The 15,778-nt window shown below is 58.7% G+C and carries 17 protein-coding genes; 6 read left to right on the top strand and 11 right to left on the bottom strand.

The genetic code is table 11. From position 1 onward, the window contains the following. The first annotated feature begins 1 nt into the window (after window position 1). Window positions 2-367: a nuclear transport factor 2 family protein gene (locus M0D66_RS03640; protein ID WP_266209034.1), complete on the top strand. Its 366-nt coding sequence runs from the start codon at window positions 2-4 to the stop codon at window positions 365-367. A 195-nt stretch (window positions 368-562) separates the two neighbouring features. On the opposite strand, the gene M0D66_RS03645 is transcribed toward M0D66_RS03640, so the two are convergent. After that, window positions 563-835, bottom strand: a complete 273-nt coding sequence (locus M0D66_RS03645) for a hypothetical protein (RefSeq protein ID WP_200618665.1) — start codon at window positions 833-835, stop codon at window positions 563-565. A 700-nt stretch (window positions 836-1,535) separates the two neighbouring features. On the opposite strand from M0D66_RS03645, the gene M0D66_RS03650 reads away from it, so the two are divergent. Continuing rightward, window positions 1,536-2,573 (top strand): HAF repeat-containing protein, encoded by a 1,038-nt coding sequence (locus M0D66_RS03650; RefSeq protein ID WP_266209035.1) that lies wholly within the window; start codon window positions 1,536-1,538, stop codon window positions 2,571-2,573. Window positions 2,574-2,677: 104 nt separating this feature from the next. Here M0D66_RS03650 and M0D66_RS03655 read toward each other — a convergent pair whose 3' ends face one another. The 5 genes from M0D66_RS03655 to M0D66_RS03675 form a co-directional block, all read right to left on the bottom strand. Beyond that, on the bottom strand, window positions 2,678-3,316 hold the full coding sequence (locus M0D66_RS03655; RefSeq protein WP_093634211.1) for a dihydrofolate reductase family protein: 639 nt from the start codon (window positions 3,314-3,316) through the stop codon (window positions 2,678-2,680). Window positions 3,317-3,641: 325 nt separating this feature from the next. Beyond that, on the bottom strand, window positions 3,642-4,430 hold the full coding sequence (gene lpxA / locus M0D66_RS03660) for an acyl-ACP--UDP-N-acetylglucosamine O-acyltransferase (RefSeq protein WP_093634212.1): 789 nt from the start codon (window positions 4,428-4,430) through the stop codon (window positions 3,642-3,644). 89 nt (window positions 4,431-4,519) lie between these two features. After that, complete coding sequence (locus tag M0D66_RS03665) at window positions 4,520-5,605, bottom strand: porin (RefSeq protein WP_266209036.1); 1,086 nt, start codon at window positions 5,603-5,605, stop codon at window positions 4,520-4,522. Between the two features lie 506 nt (window positions 5,606-6,111). Further along, window positions 6,112-6,462: a DoxX family protein gene (locus tag M0D66_RS03670; protein WP_234486582.1), complete on the bottom strand. Its 351-nt coding sequence runs from the start codon at window positions 6,460-6,462 to the stop codon at window positions 6,112-6,114. After that, entirely contained in the window at window positions 6,459-7,370 is a 912-nt protein-coding gene (locus M0D66_RS03675; RefSeq protein WP_266209039.1) for an NAD-dependent epimerase/dehydratase family protein, read from the bottom strand. The genes M0D66_RS03670 and M0D66_RS03675 overlap by 4 nt, the downstream gene beginning before the upstream one ends. A gap of 139 nt (window positions 7,371-7,509) precedes the next feature. On the opposite strand from M0D66_RS03675, the gene M0D66_RS03680 reads away from it, so the two are divergent. After that, complete coding sequence (locus M0D66_RS03680) at window positions 7,510-8,115, top strand: TetR/AcrR family transcriptional regulator (RefSeq protein ID WP_093634215.1); 606 nt, start codon at window positions 7,510-7,512, stop codon at window positions 8,113-8,115. 164 nt (window positions 8,116-8,279) lie between these two features. Here M0D66_RS03680 and M0D66_RS37935 read toward each other — a convergent pair whose 3' ends face one another. Then, window positions 8,280-8,693, bottom strand: a complete 414-nt coding sequence (locus M0D66_RS37935) for a GFA family protein (protein WP_093634216.1) — start codon at window positions 8,691-8,693, stop codon at window positions 8,280-8,282. 276 nt (window positions 8,694-8,969) lie between these two features. On the opposite strand from M0D66_RS37935, the gene M0D66_RS03685 reads away from it, so the two are divergent. Further along, window positions 8,970-11,534, top strand: coding sequence for a bifunctional diguanylate cyclase/phosphodiesterase (locus tag M0D66_RS03685; RefSeq protein WP_266209040.1), 2,565 nt, complete (start codon window positions 8,970-8,972; stop codon window positions 11,532-11,534). A 99-nt stretch (window positions 11,535-11,633) separates the two neighbouring features. Here M0D66_RS03685 and M0D66_RS03690 read toward each other — a convergent pair whose 3' ends face one another. The 3 genes from M0D66_RS03690 to M0D66_RS03700 all read right to left on the bottom strand — a co-directional run bounded on the left by M0D66_RS03690 (window position 11,634) and on the right by M0D66_RS03700 (window position 13,662). Then, window positions 11,634-11,912 carry a hypothetical protein gene (locus M0D66_RS03690; protein WP_200618670.1) on the bottom strand — a complete coding sequence of 93 codons (279 nt, stop codon included), beginning with the start codon at window positions 11,910-11,912 and terminating at the stop codon, window positions 11,634-11,636. Window positions 11,913-12,123: 211 nt separating this feature from the next. Then, window positions 12,124-12,765 carry a glutathione S-transferase family protein gene (locus tag M0D66_RS03695; RefSeq protein WP_167378365.1) on the bottom strand — a complete coding sequence of 214 codons (642 nt, stop codon included), beginning with the start codon at window positions 12,763-12,765 and terminating at the stop codon, window positions 12,124-12,126. A 96-nt stretch (window positions 12,766-12,861) separates the two neighbouring features. Next, window positions 12,862-13,662 carry a GNAT family N-acetyltransferase gene (locus M0D66_RS03700; protein WP_266209041.1) on the bottom strand — a complete coding sequence of 267 codons (801 nt, stop codon included), beginning with the start codon at window positions 13,660-13,662 and terminating at the stop codon, window positions 12,862-12,864. Window positions 13,663-13,811: 149 nt separating this feature from the next. Between M0D66_RS03700 and M0D66_RS03705 the strand changes: the two genes are divergently transcribed. Continuing rightward, entirely contained in the window at window positions 13,812-14,468 is a 657-nt protein-coding gene (locus M0D66_RS03705) for an aspartate/glutamate racemase family protein (RefSeq protein WP_266209042.1), read from the top strand. Between the two features lie 6 nt (window positions 14,469-14,474). Beyond that, window positions 14,475-15,281, top strand: coding sequence for an aminoglycoside phosphotransferase family protein (locus tag M0D66_RS03710; protein WP_266209043.1), 807 nt, complete (start codon window positions 14,475-14,477; stop codon window positions 15,279-15,281). 76 nt (window positions 15,282-15,357) lie between these two features. On the opposite strand, the gene M0D66_RS03715 is transcribed toward M0D66_RS03710, so the two are convergent. Continuing rightward, window positions 15,358-15,690, bottom strand: coding sequence for a hypothetical protein (locus M0D66_RS03715; RefSeq protein ID WP_093634223.1), 333 nt, complete (start codon window positions 15,688-15,690; stop codon window positions 15,358-15,360). Window positions 15,691-15,778: the final 88 nt, after the last annotated feature.

Genomic DNA, 15,778 nt, shown 5'->3' on the forward strand with positions numbered 1-15,778 from the left:
AATGAACGACCGTATTCATGAACTGCTTTATCGTAACCTTCAGGAGGTCTTTGGCGAAGGTGACGCAGCGCGTCGTCGCGCTGCCATCGAGGAGCTTTATACCGAAGATTGCGTGCTCTACGTGCCTCCGGGTACGTTCGTCGGGCACGACGCGCTCGACAAATTCGCGGGAGATCTTCGGGCGACACACCCGCATTTTGTTTATGCGCCGCACGGTGAAGCGCAGGCCCTCCACAATGCTGGTCGCCTCGCATGGGGTTCCGGTCTGCGTGATGAAGTACCCGACTATACGGGCGTGGATGTCATCATCGTTCGCGACGGGAGGATCGAAGCACTCTACGTCTTTCTGGATTCTGTGCCGTCGTAGCCACGCCATGATCCACTTGGCTTCACATTATTTCGTAACGAAATCACCGCGCAAAGCGAACAAACCCAGCGGCAGATTCCTAAACGCGAAAACGCGCAGATTTATCTGCGCGTCTCTACGTCATTCCATCAACAAACCAAGGACGTCCAGGCAGCACTCAGTCAACGACACAAGGCCGCAATCAATCCGGTCAATTTATGCGCCGCCGAAAAACACAGGCTTCATTCCATCATTCGGGTCCGGGCGAACAGAGCCTTGAATTTTATGTCCCAGGTGGGAGACAGCGGTGCCGAACGAACGCAGCTCATGATGGCCGCCCGACGCTGAAGTACCGTCAGCAACACCGCCAAAACCGGTCGCAGCGCTAGTTTGTGCGGCCGGAGCGACCGCTTCGTTGGATTGAGCAAAAGATGAGACAGCCGGAATTGCAAGAGCAGCTGCGACGATGAGCGATTGAACGAGTTTCATGATACTTACCTCCAGACTTCGTTTGTTCCGCAAACGCCCGTTTGCGTTTCAGTGCTTGCAGTCTAGGCTTGGGTCTGCTCGCAATTAAGTACCTGCGGAACAAAACAATGTTGAAAAAATAAGTACAAACCCTTAGAACCGAGCGTCGCGCATGCAGCATGCTTGCGTTTGCCTTGCCATCTACACCACCATGACCTCAGTTCGCGCCCCAATCAAACAGCAGAAATCCTGCGAGTCGAGCGCTCAAACGCGAGCGAGCGTTTGACCCGCTATCAAGCAAAGGCAAGTCATCGTAATTTTGCATTGTCATTAATTTGCCTCGCTATTTAATAAGTTGAAACAAGGCATTCCATAGACTAGAGTGGTCGGTAACTTCTATCTGCCTACATATTCGAATCTCCGACACGGAAAGCGGATAACAGGCTATCTCGTCATTGATCACGGTGACCCATGGTGGATCATCGGTAGCGTCTTGGTTGTACCAGCCAGCAATCCTAACTAACCGTGCCCGCTTTCCGATGAAAGCCAGCGCAATTTATCCCGCTATAGACGCGCGAACGGCATATATAGCAAATTTTCGTTTTGCAAAGAGACTCGACTTTTTTTCGATCTGCGCCTATTTCGAAACGCAAGGTGTACCCCGTTGTGCCGCATTTGAATTTATCGCGATCCGGGTTTTATTCCAGGAAAGGGGATCACTATGCAATCCGCATGCAAGATGATTGGCAATGTGCGCTATGTTCGCCGCGCCCTGATTGTTTTCACTCTGATCGCGGTCGCTGCATTCCAGCCTGCCGCAGGCCAAAGTCTCACCATCAAAGATCTCGGCGCGCTCCCCGGTGAATTTAACTACAGCAACGCGCTCGGGATCAACGAGCGCGACCAGGTGATCGGCTACTCGATCACAGCGGGCGGCAACACGCACGCTTGTCTGTTTGAAAACGGCGTGGTGACCGACTTGGGCACGCTCCCCGGTGGCAGCTACAGCTCGGCTAGCGCGATCAACAATCGCGGCCAGGTGGTCGGTTCCTCGAGCACCGCGCGTGGGAATTCGCACGCCTTTCTGTTCGAACACGGGGCGATGACCGACCTGGGTACGCTCCCCGGCGGCGACTTCAGCGGAGCTAACGGTATCAACGAGCGCGGCCAGGCGGTTGGTTTAGCGTCCAACCTACGCGGGTACGTTCACGCTGCCCTGTTTGAAAACGGTGTGGTGACCGACTTGGGCACGCTCCCCGGTGGCAGCGATAGCGGAGCTTTGGGGATCAACAATCGCGGCCAGGTGGTCGGCTATTCGTCCATCGCAGGTGGGTACGCGCACGCCTTTCTGTATGAACACGGGGTGATGACTGACCTGGGCACGCTCCAGGGTAGTAACGGCAGCAGCCATGCTCAGGCGATCAACAATCGCGGCCAGGTGATCGGCATATCGTCTACCGCAAGCGGGGACGTGCACGGCTTTCTGTTTGAAAACGGAGTGATGACTGACCTGGGTACGCTCCCCGGTCGCAACGACAGCAACGCTTTTGGGATCAACAATCGTGGCCAGGTGGTCGGCGAGTCGGACGCCGGAACCAACCCGTACTTGCCGCACGCGTTTCTGTTTGAACACGGGGCGATGACCGACCTGGGCACGCTCCCCGGGGACAACTTCAGCGAAGGTGTCGGGATCAACGAGCACGGCGATATCGCGGGTAACTCCACGTTGCACGCTATCCTTTGGACACGAAAAAAATGATTGGCAGTCTCTAGTGGCCCACAAGTCATGTTGACATTGCGGGACGAGCATAGCCAACGGCACGGTTCAGCGAACCGTCCGCTGCAGCCGATTGTTAGGCACCCTCACTGACGCACATAGCGCAAGTGTGTGGCAGCCGGACCATCGAGAACCCTGTCAATGCGAAACTGCGGCCCGGGCTCGCGCAGGTTCTCGAAGAGACGCCGCCCACTGCCGAACAACACGGGTGACAAGGCAATTTCCAGTTCGTCAACGACACCCATGGTCAGGTACTGCTGGATCACATCGGCTCCACCCGCGATACGAACATCACGACTGCCTGCGGATTCCCGAGCCAGCTCAAGGGCACGCTCCGGCCCGTCATTGATGAAGTGGAAGGTCGTGCCACCCGGGCGCACCCAAGGTTCGCGTTTCTCATGGGTAAGAACGTATACCGGTGTGTGAAACGGAGCCTCCTCTGGCCAGGCGCGCTCGCCTTGCTCGAACATTCGCTTGCCCATAATGTTGGCACCGATGCGCTCCGTGGTGCTGCGAAGCAGGTCATTGACCGGGCCGGTCTCTCCCCCTGGTCCGAGCTTGAGGTTCTCGCGGAAGTACTGTTGATTGAAGATCCAGGCCATCAGCGCACCCCACTTGGCACCCCAGTTCTTGTACTCAGGCGTGTCCCAATTCTCCATGGTCATTCCTTCCGGTGCCATGTAGCCATCGAGGCTAAGTCCAATGTTGACGAATACTTTGCTCATGATTGTCCTCTCGCATGTTCGGATGTCGCCTAACTTTGATATGAGGCGACAGTTTTGCGCCCCAATTTCGAAGACTGCCGGTTCAGGAAGTACAGCTTTGTACTTGCTCGAACGCGGCTTTGAGAAATGCCGCGACGTCCGCGGGAGATTGCTCCTGTGCTTGCAGAACACCCCCTAATGTGATGCCCCTGGTCAGGCAACGCTTCGACTCAGCCACGGCGGCGGGGCCAGAGAGCGTCGGCCATCTCGGACCATTGTGAACCTCCTGCTGTCAAGATCATAGGAGCCCACCGCAGGCATTAGCAGCTAACCCTCCCCACCGTCCTCACCGAATCAAACCGCGGGTCGAGCGATCAAGGAAATCGTAAAAAGGCTTAACCTCGGCATGGGCTGTTGCAATCTCAGCAATCTCCGGCTTCGCTTGGTCAAGCGTCTTCCCGCTACGGTAAAGCAGCTTGTAGGCGTTCCGGATAGCTTGTATCGCCTCCTTGCTGAAACCACGGCGTTGTAGCCCCGTGGTATTCACTCCGACAGGTGAAGCATGATTGCCTTGAGCAATAACAAACGGCGGCACATCTTGCGCGACACCAGAACAACCCCCCACCATAACGTGCGCTCCGATGACGCAGAATTGATGGACTGCGCACATTCCGCCGATGATCACGTGATCATCCACGATAACGTGACCGCCTAGCGTTGCGTTGTTTGCCAGAATGCAATGGTCACCAACAATGCAATCGTGGGCAACGTGAGCATTGACCATCAGAAGGTTGTCGTTTCCAACCTTGGTGATACCGCCTCCTTGGACCGTGCCGCGATGGATCGTGACACTCTCGCGGATTCTGTTGCGATCACCCACTTCCACGACGGTTGGCTCCCCAGCGTACTTCAAGTCCTGGTTGTCTTCTCCAATCGTGGCGAAAGGATAGATTGTGTTGTCTCGGCCAATGCGGGTGTGCCCGCTTACGACAACGTGCGACTTAAGGACGGTGCCTTCGCCAATCTCGACGTCACCGCCTATACAGCAGTAGGGACCAATGCGAACGCGAGCCCCAATGACGGCACCTTCTTCAATAACTGCGGTGGGGTGGATGACAGCCGTTTCGTCGATCACAAATGTAGCCTCTCGGGAATGTCAGCATTAGACTTTAGCTCAAATTAAATGCTTGAGCAGCAAGCTGCGATTCGCTTTCCGCCGTACCCTCAGAATTTGTGTACGATCCCAACCCCGATGCCGCGCGTGTCAGTGCCGGGCGTGATCGTCAAGCCCGAATATGCCGTGCCGGCCAGCGTATAGGCCGCCTGATTCCTGTTCTGGATAAAACCGGCGGCGGTGTAGAGCTCGGTCGCCTTGGACAGGGCGTATTCGAAAAGCAGGCCCAGTTCCTGCGCATTGTTGCCCCCTCCCGTGCGGTCGTGCACGTAACCGTACATCAGCGAACATAAAGCATAGGGCGAGACCTGATACGAGTCCGAGATCTGGTAGACGTCGTGCTGCATGTATTTTGGCGTGTTGGTCAGGTTCTCCGTGTGATAGGCCAGCCAGATGCGATTGGCCCCGATCGCATACGAAGCACCGGCGTTGAACACGCTAAACACCGCGCCAGGACCCGCGGCAGCACCGCCCGCCAACGTATAGCTACCACCCGCTCCGACGGCGGGCTCATCTCCTCGTTCGTAACCAGCCGCTACATTCAACGGCCCGTTGATGTACTGGACGACAACGTTGTAGAACCCTACGCCGCTGCCCGACCCGGTACTCGGATCACGCAACGCCACCATAAATTTGGCATTCAGCCCGCCAAACGTAGGCGTGTAATAGGAGATGCCATTGTTCGCGCGGATGATCAGGCCGTTAAAATTATTCATTGGCGACGCGATGCTTTTAACCCAGGAAGGGTCCATCGCTGCCTGAAGAACGTCGTATTGCGGCGAGTTTTGCAAACCAAAACGGACTTCTCCGAATCCGCCGGACAGGCCGACGAACGCGAGACGATTAAAGGCTTCGGCCGCATTTGTCGCAGCACCTGTCTGACCGGAGAAGGCTTGCTCCAACTGGAAATTGACGTGTAGGCCGCCGCCAATATCCTCGCTGCCCTTAAAGCCGAAACGTGTCGCGAACAGCCCGCCAGGCACCGCGCGAATCGCCGAATTGTCGCCGCCCGAACTTTGATAGACGAAGCCATTGTCGAGCACGCCATAGAGCGTGACCGACGACTGAGCGAACGCGGAGGAGGCGGACACGCACGACAAGACTGCGCCGGACGCGAGAGTGATAAACCTTTTCATGCGGTGTCTCCATTTTTATCCGCATCGGCACGCCGATGCTTTTATAAATATCTATTTTGTTTGTACAGCTAATATAAAAGTCATGCGATGAGCACTCGAACGTCCCAGATACGCCCGGGTATGTCAGGGTTATGGAGGGGTCGTCGATTCCGGCGAACGGCGCACTGAAATTCATCTGGCAAGGTTAGTCGCGCGAACGGCGATGGGTCCATGGATAAAACTTAGATTGGTTGGCATTTTTCTTATATGAACCGGACGGGGTAAACCAGTATCGATGCCGTGGGTCGCGCGCACTTGCGGAGTTCGTCGAATGGTCAATGCGTGGAAAAAAACGAGCCCTCGAAGGATGGCCGCCTTGAGGACAAAAAGTAAGCACATGCCGCACGCGATCAAATTGGAGTTGCTCCAATGCCGCTATCCATGTGCGTATTTCAAGCACATGCAGCGCGGATTGCCCGCGCGGGCTGTTGGCGTCTAAGGCTCACTCGCCTGGTGGCGAGCAAGCCTCAACCGCGTAGCGCCACAGTAGCCACCACGAGAGCGGAGAAGACCAGCGCCGGGGCGAGATGCCCGAACGGCTCCCGGTTTCGTAGCAACGTGATGAGCGCGGCGACCATGATCGCACCGGCCAGCGTTAGGCCCAAAACTCTGGTTTGTTGTCCAAAAAGAAGTGCCGCAGACAACAGCTCAAGCGCGCCACAGAGAAAACGAAACCACGCCGGGTAACCCCAGCGTGCGAAGTCGCGCTTCACCGCGCCGAGTCCTATGAGATTGACCACCCCAGCAACCGCGAACAGGACCGCTACGATCATCGCGAGAATCGATTCGAAAGATGCACTACTCCACGCCATCGTCATGCTCCGTTGAGTTGCTGAAAGTGCGTTTGCACAGAGAGGTCCGCAATCAGGCCGGGGCCTTGGGGCTTCCACGCAAGAACTTGCCGGGCGTGCTGGCCGCTTACTACCTGGTCGAGCGCCAGTGCGTCAGCGAACGGTCCAAGCGAATTGCGAGCATCGTCGAGCGGCCAGAGTTCGACGCGATCGGCGCCGACCGAGGCCCGAATCGCTTCACCCATTTCGGCAACGGCAACGGCATCTTCCGCGACCACGTTGAAGATCTGTCCCGCGACTCGACCGTCCTCACTTGCCGCCCGCTCCACCGCACTCAGGTAGGCCGTGGCGAGATCATCGACGTGAACGGCAGGCCAGTGGTTGCGACCGTCACCGACGATCCTCACACCGCCGGTCTGACGGACCATGCCGGCAAGCATGCCGAAGACGCCGCCGCCGTAGCCGTGCACCATCGCCGGCCTGAGGACCACTGCAGCAATCGAGCGGCGTGCTGCTAGCGCCAGCACCTGTTGCTCCACTGCGGGCCGCCAGGCGATGAGTGGTGTCGGGTTAAGCGCCGATGCTTCAGTCGCGGGCTCCCCCTCCGTATTGCCGTAGACCCAGGTGCCCGACGTGTAGACAAACGCCGCGCCCGGACGCAAATGCGAAAGCATCGCTACAGCCGCGGCCTCATCAGCGGCACCAGCGGAGGCATCGTTGGTCGACGCGGCGTGCACCACGCCGTCAGCGGCGCCAGCAGTCGCAGCGAAAGATTGTGGCTCGCGCAGGTCGCCGGAATGCAGTGTCACACCGAGGCGTGCCAGCGCGCTGGCGGCCGCCGAGCTGTCCTGGCGCACGAGCGCCGTTACCTGATGACCGAGGCTGATCGCCTTGCGTGCGACCGCTTGCCCGATGAAGCCAGTACCACCTGTCATGAACAGTTTCAAAGCGTTCTCCAATGATTGGCTGCGAAGTTGAAAAGCCATACAACGAGACTTGCCGGTCTCGTTTTGTCAAATCTAAACGAGACTGGCCAGTCTTGTCAACTACTCAACGATCTGTTATTTATCTGGGATGGACACTTCTTCTCTCCCCGGCCTGAGCCCGCTGCAATGTCGCAAGCGGTCTGCAATCCTCGACGGCGCAAGAACCGTTTTCTTACGCGAAGGTTTCGGTTTGGCAACGATGGACGACGTCGCCTCGGCCGCCGGCGTCGGCAAACAGACGGTCTACCGCCACTTCAAATCGAAGGAGGCGCTCTTTGTTGGTCTGGTGAGCGCGATGTGCGCTCAGGTGGGCGCGGTGCTTGCGAGCGCTCAGGGCGAGCAATCCGATGGCGCACCCGAAGTCGAGTTGCGCGAGTTGGGATGGGTGCTGGCACGAAGCCTTATTACGCCGGATAGTCTGGGGCTTTACCGGGCCATCGTTGCCGAGGCCGCGCGTTTTCCGGAACTCGGCCAGGTGTTTTACGAAAATGGTGCGAAGGTCGTGCGCGCCTTCGCCGCAAAAATTCTGCGAAAGCGATTTGACGAATCGACCGCTGCATTGCGGGCAGCGACATTCGTTCAGTTGGTGTTAGGCGACGCGCATCTGGAACTGACACTTGGCTACACGGTGCCCGATGTTGATGCGCGCTTTGCGCTGCAGATTGATGAGGCGGTAGCGGCTGCACTTCGCTAAGGAGCGGCACATAGCATGCGGAATGCAACAACGTGTGGCGCGAGAAACATTTCCATCCCGCCCGCGGTCACGCGATGCCGCTAGCTTTAGTCAGCAGTTCGCCGAGGTGTATTGAAACCGGGTCTTCGGGCGAACGCCGTGCTAGAAAGCGGATCAGGTCCTTTTCACTGCTGGGGCGACTGAGGAAAGTGAGGAATTGCTTGATCAAGGCAAACCCACCGCTGAGCACTAGCCGTATATATGTCTAGCATCGGCTTAAAGTCAGAAGTGTCATCTAGCGAGGGAAATCGGATAGAAGTGACTTGTGGATAAACTGAGCTTTGCGTGAACAAGGGGGTTCCGCAGTCAGGGCAAAAACTACGGGTTGTGAGGCCACCGCTGCTTGCAGGAACTGCATATGTTTTCGGCTTACCACTGATCTCAAGGTCGGCAGTCTTGACGATGACGCCTGACGCGAAAGGAGCGCCACTTGAGATCTGACAGTCTCTGCAATGGCAGTTGACCATGGCTAAGGGCTCCTGCACACATGCATAGCGAACCGATCCGCATGCGCACCCGCCTGAAAATGGAATAGTCATATTGCGCTCGTCAATCGATAGCTAGATTGACCGCGAGTCTACAACTTTTTGTAATAGCCGCTTCTGGCCGAATTCAGCCTGATGCGGTCGGCTCAGTTCGACCCGCAAGCAATGGAGAGCGAACGAATAGCGAGCATCGCACGACATACCGACCCAACACGCCACCTGCGCATCCACTCACAACAAAATCAGGATATCCCTACAAGCCTTCCCCTGTGCCAACTCTAAGCGGGCGCCGTTTACCTGTCGAGAACGTGAAAAAGTACAGGACCCGCCATGCGTAGCACCACACGAACATTCCTCCTGTGGCTAAAAATCCGCCGCTATCGCCAAGCCTCCGAGCTGGGTTTCTCCCACCTTGCCGAGAACGCTTCGCTGTACATCTGCCGCTACGATCGCCACGGCCGCTTTCTCTACGTAAGCCCGAGCATGGCGAAGGCTTTGAACGTCGGCCCGCACGACCTGATTGGAAAAATCTCGACCGCCACGCGCTATCCTGACGGCCGCTTCGACACTTACCATGACGCGCTCCACCAGGTTCTCGCGACCGGCGAACCGATGGAGTTAGAGCTTACCGTCCCCTTGCCCGACGGAAACACGGCGATTCATCACGTACGGCTGGTGGCGGAGCACGATTGGCTGGGACGGCTGGCAGGCGCGCTCTGCGTCGGCCGCGACATCACTGAGACGAGGCTAGTCGAAAGGTCGCTTCGTGAGCAGGAGGCGGAGCTTCGCTCGTTGACGGAAGGCTGCCCCGACAACGTCGTCCGCTACGACCGCGAATGCCGCATCACCTTCGCGAACCGCAACCTGATGCAGCGCGTGAACGTGCCCGTGGCGCCGGTCGTCGGACAGCGGTCACAGGACATCAGCTGGGGTGAAACGCTCGCTGCAGAAAAACGCCGCTACCGCGAAACACTCGAGCGCGTGATTCGAACCGGCGACGCGGAGACCGTCGAAGTCCTGATCGGGGCGCCCGATTCGAACGAGCTGCGCCTGCACCACATCAAGATGGTGGCCGAGCGCGATCAGGACCAGCAGATCAAGGGTGCCCTCGTGTTCGGCCGGGACATTACCGAACGCAAGCGCATGGAGGAACTGCTGGCCGCCCACGAGCGCGAGTTTCGCTCCCTCGCCGAAAACCTGCCAGACATCATCGTCCGCTTCGATTGCGAAGGCCGCCGCACGTACGTCAACGGTGCTCACGGGCGCTTCACCGGCAGGCCGCCGGAGACGTTTCTCGGCAAGACGGTGCTAGAGATTTCAGCGTTTTCAGTGGAGCAGCACACGTACCACGAGCAAATCCGCCAGGCCATCGAAACGGGCCGAGACTCCGACGTCGAATGGAAAGCGCGCGGCTCGGACGGCATCGAGCAAACTTTCCACACGCGGCTGCGACTCGAGCGCGACGCCAACGGCAAAGTGCTGGGCCTGCTCGCTGTCGCGCGCGACATGACCGAAGTCTACGAGTACCGGAGCAAGATCCATCAGCTCGCGTATTTCGACACGCTGACTGGGCTTGCCAATCGCGCCCAGTTCAACGAGCGCATTTTGCAGGAGTTGCAGCAGGCCGCCCAGGAAGGCAGCAAGGTCGGCGTCCTGATGATGGACCTCGACCGCTTCAAGACCATCAATGACACGCTCGGCCACGTCGCCGGCGATCAATTGCTGTGCGAGGTCGCGCGGCGGCTCGAAGCGAGCGTGCGCGCCACGGACACCGTGGCTCGTCTCGGCGGCGACGAATTCATCATCGTCGCGCCGCACGTCCGCGACGCCGTGGAACTGCGCGGCCTCGCCGACCGCATACTATCGACCGTGGCCGCTCCGATGCAGCTCGAGGGCCGGGCGCTCGTGGTCCAGGCGAGCATCGGCATTGCCGTCTATCCCGATCATGGCGACGCCACGGAACAACTCGTGCGCTATGCCGACGGCGCCCTCTATCACGCCAAGGAGACCGGGCGCAACAACGTGCAGTTCTATACGCGCGACATCACGGACAACGCCACCGAACGCTTGCGTCTCGAAGCGGACTTGCGCCGCGGCATCGCCCGCGGTGAACTCGATGTCCACTACCAGCCACAGATCGACCTCGCGACCGGCTGCATCGTCGGCGCGGAGGCACTGTTGCGCTGGCTGCATCCTGAACTCGGCTGGATACCACCGTCCGATTTCATCGGCATCGCCGAGGAGACGGGTTTGATCGTGCCGATCGCCGAGCAGGTCATGCGCAAGGCATGCAGCGTCGTTTGCCGATGGAATTCGTGGCAGGAGGGCCAGCGACACATCGCCGTCAACCTGTCGCCGAGCCAGTTTCACCTGAGCCACCTGCCGACCGTCGTGCAGCGGGTCCTACACGACACCGGCTGCCGGCCGGAATGGCTTGAACTGGAGATCACCGAGGGGCTGCTGCTCGTCAACCATGCGACCACGCTCGACACGCTAAACGCCTTGAACCAGATGGGCGTACGCATCGCCATCGACGATTTCGGCACCGGCTACTCGGCGCTCAGCTACCTCACGCGCTTTCCCTTTGCTACGTTGAAGATCGACCGCTCGTTCACGCAGTCGGCCACCGGTTGCCCAAAAAACCGCGTGCTCGTGGAAGCCATCGTCGCGATGGCTCACGGCGTGGGGCTCACAGTGGTGGCCGAAGGCGTCGAGACGCGCGAGCTGGCCGACTGGCTTGCCGGCATCGGCTGCGACATGGGGCAGGGCTATCTGTGGTCCAGCGCGGTTCCGGCGGACATGCTTCTCGAGATGGAAACGCACGCGGGTGGCTCTCTTGCGAGTTGCCACGATGTCGTGCCGGCGCAGTCTTATGCGGCTCGCAAGAGTGGGTAATGTCTCCCCAAAGCGCTACGTTGGGCGACAGGAATTCAGGTTGGCTTGCGTCATCATTTGCCTGTCGTAAGAGAGGCACTGCATTAGGCGCGCGATCAGTTATCGCTCCGCCTGTTGCTCTCTCTGACGTCGAATCAGCACTGACGCCAGGCAGACAATGACTGTCGCCACAACGAAGCTCATGACGAGTAACGCGCCGAGCAATACGTTTTCTTCGCCCTCAGAACCGACGACACCAAATAGGTGAAACACCGGCGTCAGCGCAGTCCACACGGCATCACTACCCACCCAACGCGCAAGCGGGTCGATACGAGAAAGGCCGAAGAATACGAGCGGCGTAAGTAGGATGGCAAGGCCGGTATGCAGAAGCACTTTCATCCTAAATGTACATTGCGCTGGCATGCCGATCCTTTGAGCCTGTGACTGCCGCAACGTATGACAAGCTAAGCGGTTTGCGCAATCGATGTGGCGTCGCGGTGCGCGAGAATATGCGGCGCGCATTGATAATCTAGCGTTATAGGGCTACGCATGCGAGCGGCGCTCTCAAGCTGTCCGGCTGATTAATGCAAGCACCAATCTTCGCAGTTGCTCACGACTCTGTCCGGGACATGCTGTCGCGGGTGGCGAAGCGTTGCCACCAGTAGATCAATTTTTCGCAACTGTCCATTAGTGAAGCAGCTTCAGGTGCCTGCATGAAGCACGCGAAGATTGGAGCGGCGTACAGATCAGCAAGCGTCACGCTCCCGCCGATCAGGAACCCCGCTTCGTCGGACAAACGGTCCAACTCAGATAAACATACAGCGGCGTGCGGCAACGCGGCGGCGATCTTCTGCTCATTTGCTAACCGGCCTTCGCGGGCCGATACCACGCGCTCAACGTATATGTCCCAAACGAGCGTTCGATATGCATAGGCGTCCAGTATCCCAACCATCTGGTTCATTTTGGCGCGAGCTTTCGGATCTGTCGGCTGCAGTCTGCATCCGGGGAAAGCGTCGTCGATGTAGCGCACAATCGCGCCTGTTTCGTAAAGATGGAAATCGCCATGCTCGAAGGTCGGAATGCGGCCAAACGGGTGACGCTTCAAATGCTCCTGCGGAACACCATTTTCCGCAAATACATCTACCTCGACCAAGCGGTAATTGACCTGTTTTTCTTCCAGCGCAAGCCGGGCGATCCGCACATACACACTCCATGCGGCACCATATAGATTCACCACTTCAGTTGTTTGCACAAGATCGCCCAATCGCGCGGAGAAGCGCGGACTCGACAGTTTAGATTGGAGAAGGCAGAGACATCCAATTCGACTCTCTCTGCTCTCTGCATCACCTCAATTACGCGGCTCCTGGCACAAGCTTGCGACACGCCCTTGCAGCTGGAAACCCATTGCCTCGTATAGCGCTCCGGCATGGTAACTTTCGTCTGCAACCATGACGAGCCGGTCCGATTGTCCGGCCGTCAGTTTGATAACCTCGCTCACCAAGGTCTTACAAACATTTCGGTTTCGATGCTGTTCCGCGGTAAGAACCGATTGGAACCGCCCAATGCCGCCGAGGAAGAATAAGCCCAGACTTCCCACCTGTTCATCATTGATAAACGCTCCCCACCAGTTTCCAAGACCCCGGGCAATTAGAGTCCTGTAGGCGGTCTGTTGATGTGCCATGTACCGCTGTGAGGTAATGTTCGACGGATTGGGCATGTCGGCGAGCTGCATTCGAGACCAATCGTCCCAATCCTTCTGCGTCCCAAACTTGCGGACGTCGACCAATGAGTTTGTCGCAACTGGTCGTATGTCATCTGGATGCGCAGCCAGCACACGACAAACCGTTGCGTCGTAACCTTGCTCAACAAACGCGTCGAGATTCACAACACTGTCTGCTCTTTCCGGCCAGGCAAACGTGCGGTGTGCGATCAGCGGTGGGATCCCGACAAATTGGGCAAAATCGGCCTCCAGCCGTTTTAGATCGGTTCCCGAAGGTCGTTGCTCCAGGACGAGCATGTTGCCAAAAAAATATTCTGGTGCGTCCGGTGTCCGGACGACGACGTAGTCATCCTGCGACTCGACCATACCGGTTTCTGCGTGCAGTAATAGATCAGTAGCTAGACCCAGGTTATCGGAAAAATTGAGCATTTCAGTATCGTTATCTACAAGGTGCAACGGTTTGAGCCTACAGGGACGACTGTCGATGATCTAGGCACCGATCGAATGCCGTCATCCGGCACGACGCGCGGCCATTTCCAGGCGAGAATACAAAACCACCACAACCCGTTGGAGAAACAGTGCGTATCGTCTGCTTGCACACCGCTGACAGCAACATCGCCTTGTTTGATGCCGCGGCCCGCGCCGCCGGATTCGAAGCACTCGAGTTGACGCACGTGGTCCGCGCCGACTTGCTCGCGGCCGCCGAGCAGGCCGGCGGCTTGACCGAGGCGATCGCATCGCAAACCCGCGAGGTGCTCCTCACGCTAACGGACAATGCGCACGCCGTGTTGCTCAACTGCTCGACGCTCAGCCCATCAGTGAACGACGCCCTCGCCGCGCAAGCCTCCCCGGTACCTATTTTACGGGCCGATGCCGCGTTGGCTCAGCGCGCGGTGGAAAAAGGCGGCAAGGTTGTCGTGCTATGCACCGTATCCACCACACTCGAGCCGACCACCCGCGTGTTCGCTCAAGCCGCCACGCACACCGCCGCGGAAGTCGAGGTTAAGTTGGTAAGCGGCGCATGGGACCGTTTCAGAGCAGACGACACGGCGGGCTACCTGTCCATGATCGCCAGCGCTGCGGATGCAGCCTACGAAAACGGCGCGGACGTCGTAGCGTTCGCACAAACATCGATGGCCGGCGCGGCTTACCTGGTCAAGAGCGGAGCGAAGCCTCTCGCCACACCGGCCATCGCCCTCGCCGCCGCAGTCCACGCAGCCACACTCGCAGCCTGACGCGCGATGTTCGCCGAGTACCTCGTCAAATGGGACTTGCTGCCTGACGGCGAGCCGATTCGCACGCATAGCAGCCGACTGCTGCCGGTGCGCCAGCATGGCGTCGCCGCGATGCTGAAAGTTGCGCAGGAACCCGAAGAGAAATTCGGCGCGCAACTGATGGTGTGGTGGGACGGCGACGGCGCAGCCCGCGTACTCGCCCATGATGCCGACGCCCTGCTATTGGAGCGCGCCCAAAGCAATCACGCGTTAGCGGACCAGGCCCGCACAGGCGACGATGAAGCAGACGACCGCGCCATCGACATCCTCTGCGCCGCCGCGGCACGACTCCACGCACCACGTCACAAACCGCTGCCCGAACTGATCGGCTTGCCACGCTGGTTCCAGAGTCTCTGGCCCGCAGCGCAGCAATACGGCGGCTGGCTCTCCGACAGTGCCGCGACAGCACAAGCCCTACTCGCCGCGCCGCAAGACCCGGTTGCGTTGCACGGCGATATTCATCACGGCAACGTCCTCGATTTCGCCGCGCGTGGTTGGCTGGCGATCGACCCGAAAGGTCTCTACGGCGAACGCGGCTTCGACTACGCGAACATCTTCTGCAATCCAGACGAGGCGTCCGCGCTAGCACCTGGACGGATCGAGCGTCGCGTCGAACGCGTGGCGCACATCGCCGGGCTCGACAGACACCGTCTGCTGCAATGGATTCTCGCCTGGTCGGGATTGTCAGCGGCGTGGATTCTCGAAACGGGCGAGACGCCAAACATCGATATAGACATCGGCAGAATGGCGGCCGAAGCGTTGAAGCGGAAGTGAGAGCTGAGAGCTGAGAGCTGAAGAGAAAACTGCCTTGGGCAGCAGCCCGCAAGCCGCCGCCCAAGCCCTACGTCAATTAATGCGGAGCCTTACCGTTGGGCAAAGCGTCCAGCGGTTTGTGCTGCTCTTCGCCGAGTCCCGGGAAGAACGCGTTCCATGCGGCGCGCACGCCCTGAGCCGCGGTGGCCTCCGCGCCAATCGATTCTGCCTCGCCGTCCGCAGCTTTCGAAGGGTCAGAGGAAAGGCCGCGCCAGTGCGTGAACACCAGCAGCGGTTTCTCGGTCCATACGCCCTCGCCATATTTCGCAAATGCCGTGTCGCCGCTCGTCAACTGCACCTCGTACCAGCCCTCATGGACAGGCGTATGGGCAGCAAGCTCAAACCAGGCGGTCGGTTCGATTTCCTTCATGTCGTCTCCGGTCGGATAAATCGTCAAAGATAACCACAAGCAAGGCATTCTTCATGCCCGAACCCGCTGGCGGCCCGGCAGGCGCGCG

The sequence above is a fragment of the Paraburkholderia sp. SECH2 genome (genome assembly GCF_030464795.1).
GTDB classification, from domain to species: domain Bacteria; phylum Pseudomonadota; class Gammaproteobacteria; order Burkholderiales; family Burkholderiaceae; genus Paraburkholderia; species Paraburkholderia aspalathi.

Excerpts from the sequence above, each read along its gene's own strand:
- M0D66_RS03665 (WP_266209036.1), bottom strand. The coding sequence starts at position 5,605 with ATGAAAAGGTTTATCACTCTCGCGTCCGGCGCAGTCTTGTCGTGCGTG.
- M0D66_RS03715 (WP_093634223.1), bottom strand. The coding sequence starts at position 15,690 with ATGAAGGAAATCGAACCGACCGCCTGGTTTGAGCTTGCTGCCCATACG.
- M0D66_RS03670 (WP_234486582.1), bottom strand. The coding sequence starts at position 6,462 with ATGACGATGGCGTGGAGTAGTGCATCTTTCGAATCGATTCTCGCGATG.
- M0D66_RS03700 (WP_266209041.1), bottom strand. The coding sequence starts at position 13,662 with ATGCTCAATTTTTCCGATAACCTGGGTCTAGCTACTGATCTATTACTG.
- M0D66_RS03685 (WP_266209040.1), top strand. The coding sequence starts at position 8,970 with ATGCGTAGCACCACACGAACATTCCTCCTGTGGCTAAAAATCCGCCGC.
- M0D66_RS03640 (WP_266209034.1), top strand. The coding sequence starts at position 2 with ATGAACGACCGTATTCATGAACTGCTTTATCGTAACCTTCAGGAGGTC.
- M0D66_RS03645 (WP_200618665.1), bottom strand. The coding sequence starts at position 835 with ATGAAACTCGTTCAATCGCTCATCGTCGCAGCTGCTCTTGCAATTCCG.
- M0D66_RS03650 (WP_266209035.1), top strand. The coding sequence starts at position 1,536 with ATGCAATCCGCATGCAAGATGATTGGCAATGTGCGCTATGTTCGCCGC.
- M0D66_RS03680 (WP_093634215.1), top strand. The coding sequence starts at position 7,510 with ATGGACACTTCTTCTCTCCCCGGCCTGAGCCCGCTGCAATGTCGCAAG.
- M0D66_RS03710 (WP_266209043.1), top strand. The coding sequence starts at position 14,475 with ATGTTCGCCGAGTACCTCGTCAAATGGGACTTGCTGCCTGACGGCGAG.
- M0D66_RS03655 (WP_093634211.1), bottom strand. The coding sequence starts at position 3,316 with ATGAGCAAAGTATTCGTCAACATTGGACTTAGCCTCGATGGCTACATG.
- M0D66_RS03675 (WP_266209039.1), bottom strand. The coding sequence starts at position 7,370 with ATGACAGGTGGTACTGGCTTCATCGGGCAAGCGGTCGCACGCAAGGCG.
- M0D66_RS37935 (WP_093634216.1), bottom strand. The coding sequence starts at position 8,693 with ATGACTATTCCATTTTCAGGCGGGTGCGCATGCGGATCGGTTCGCTAT.
- M0D66_RS03690 (WP_200618670.1), bottom strand. The coding sequence starts at position 11,912 with ATGAAAGTGCTTCTGCATACCGGCCTTGCCATCCTACTTACGCCGCTC.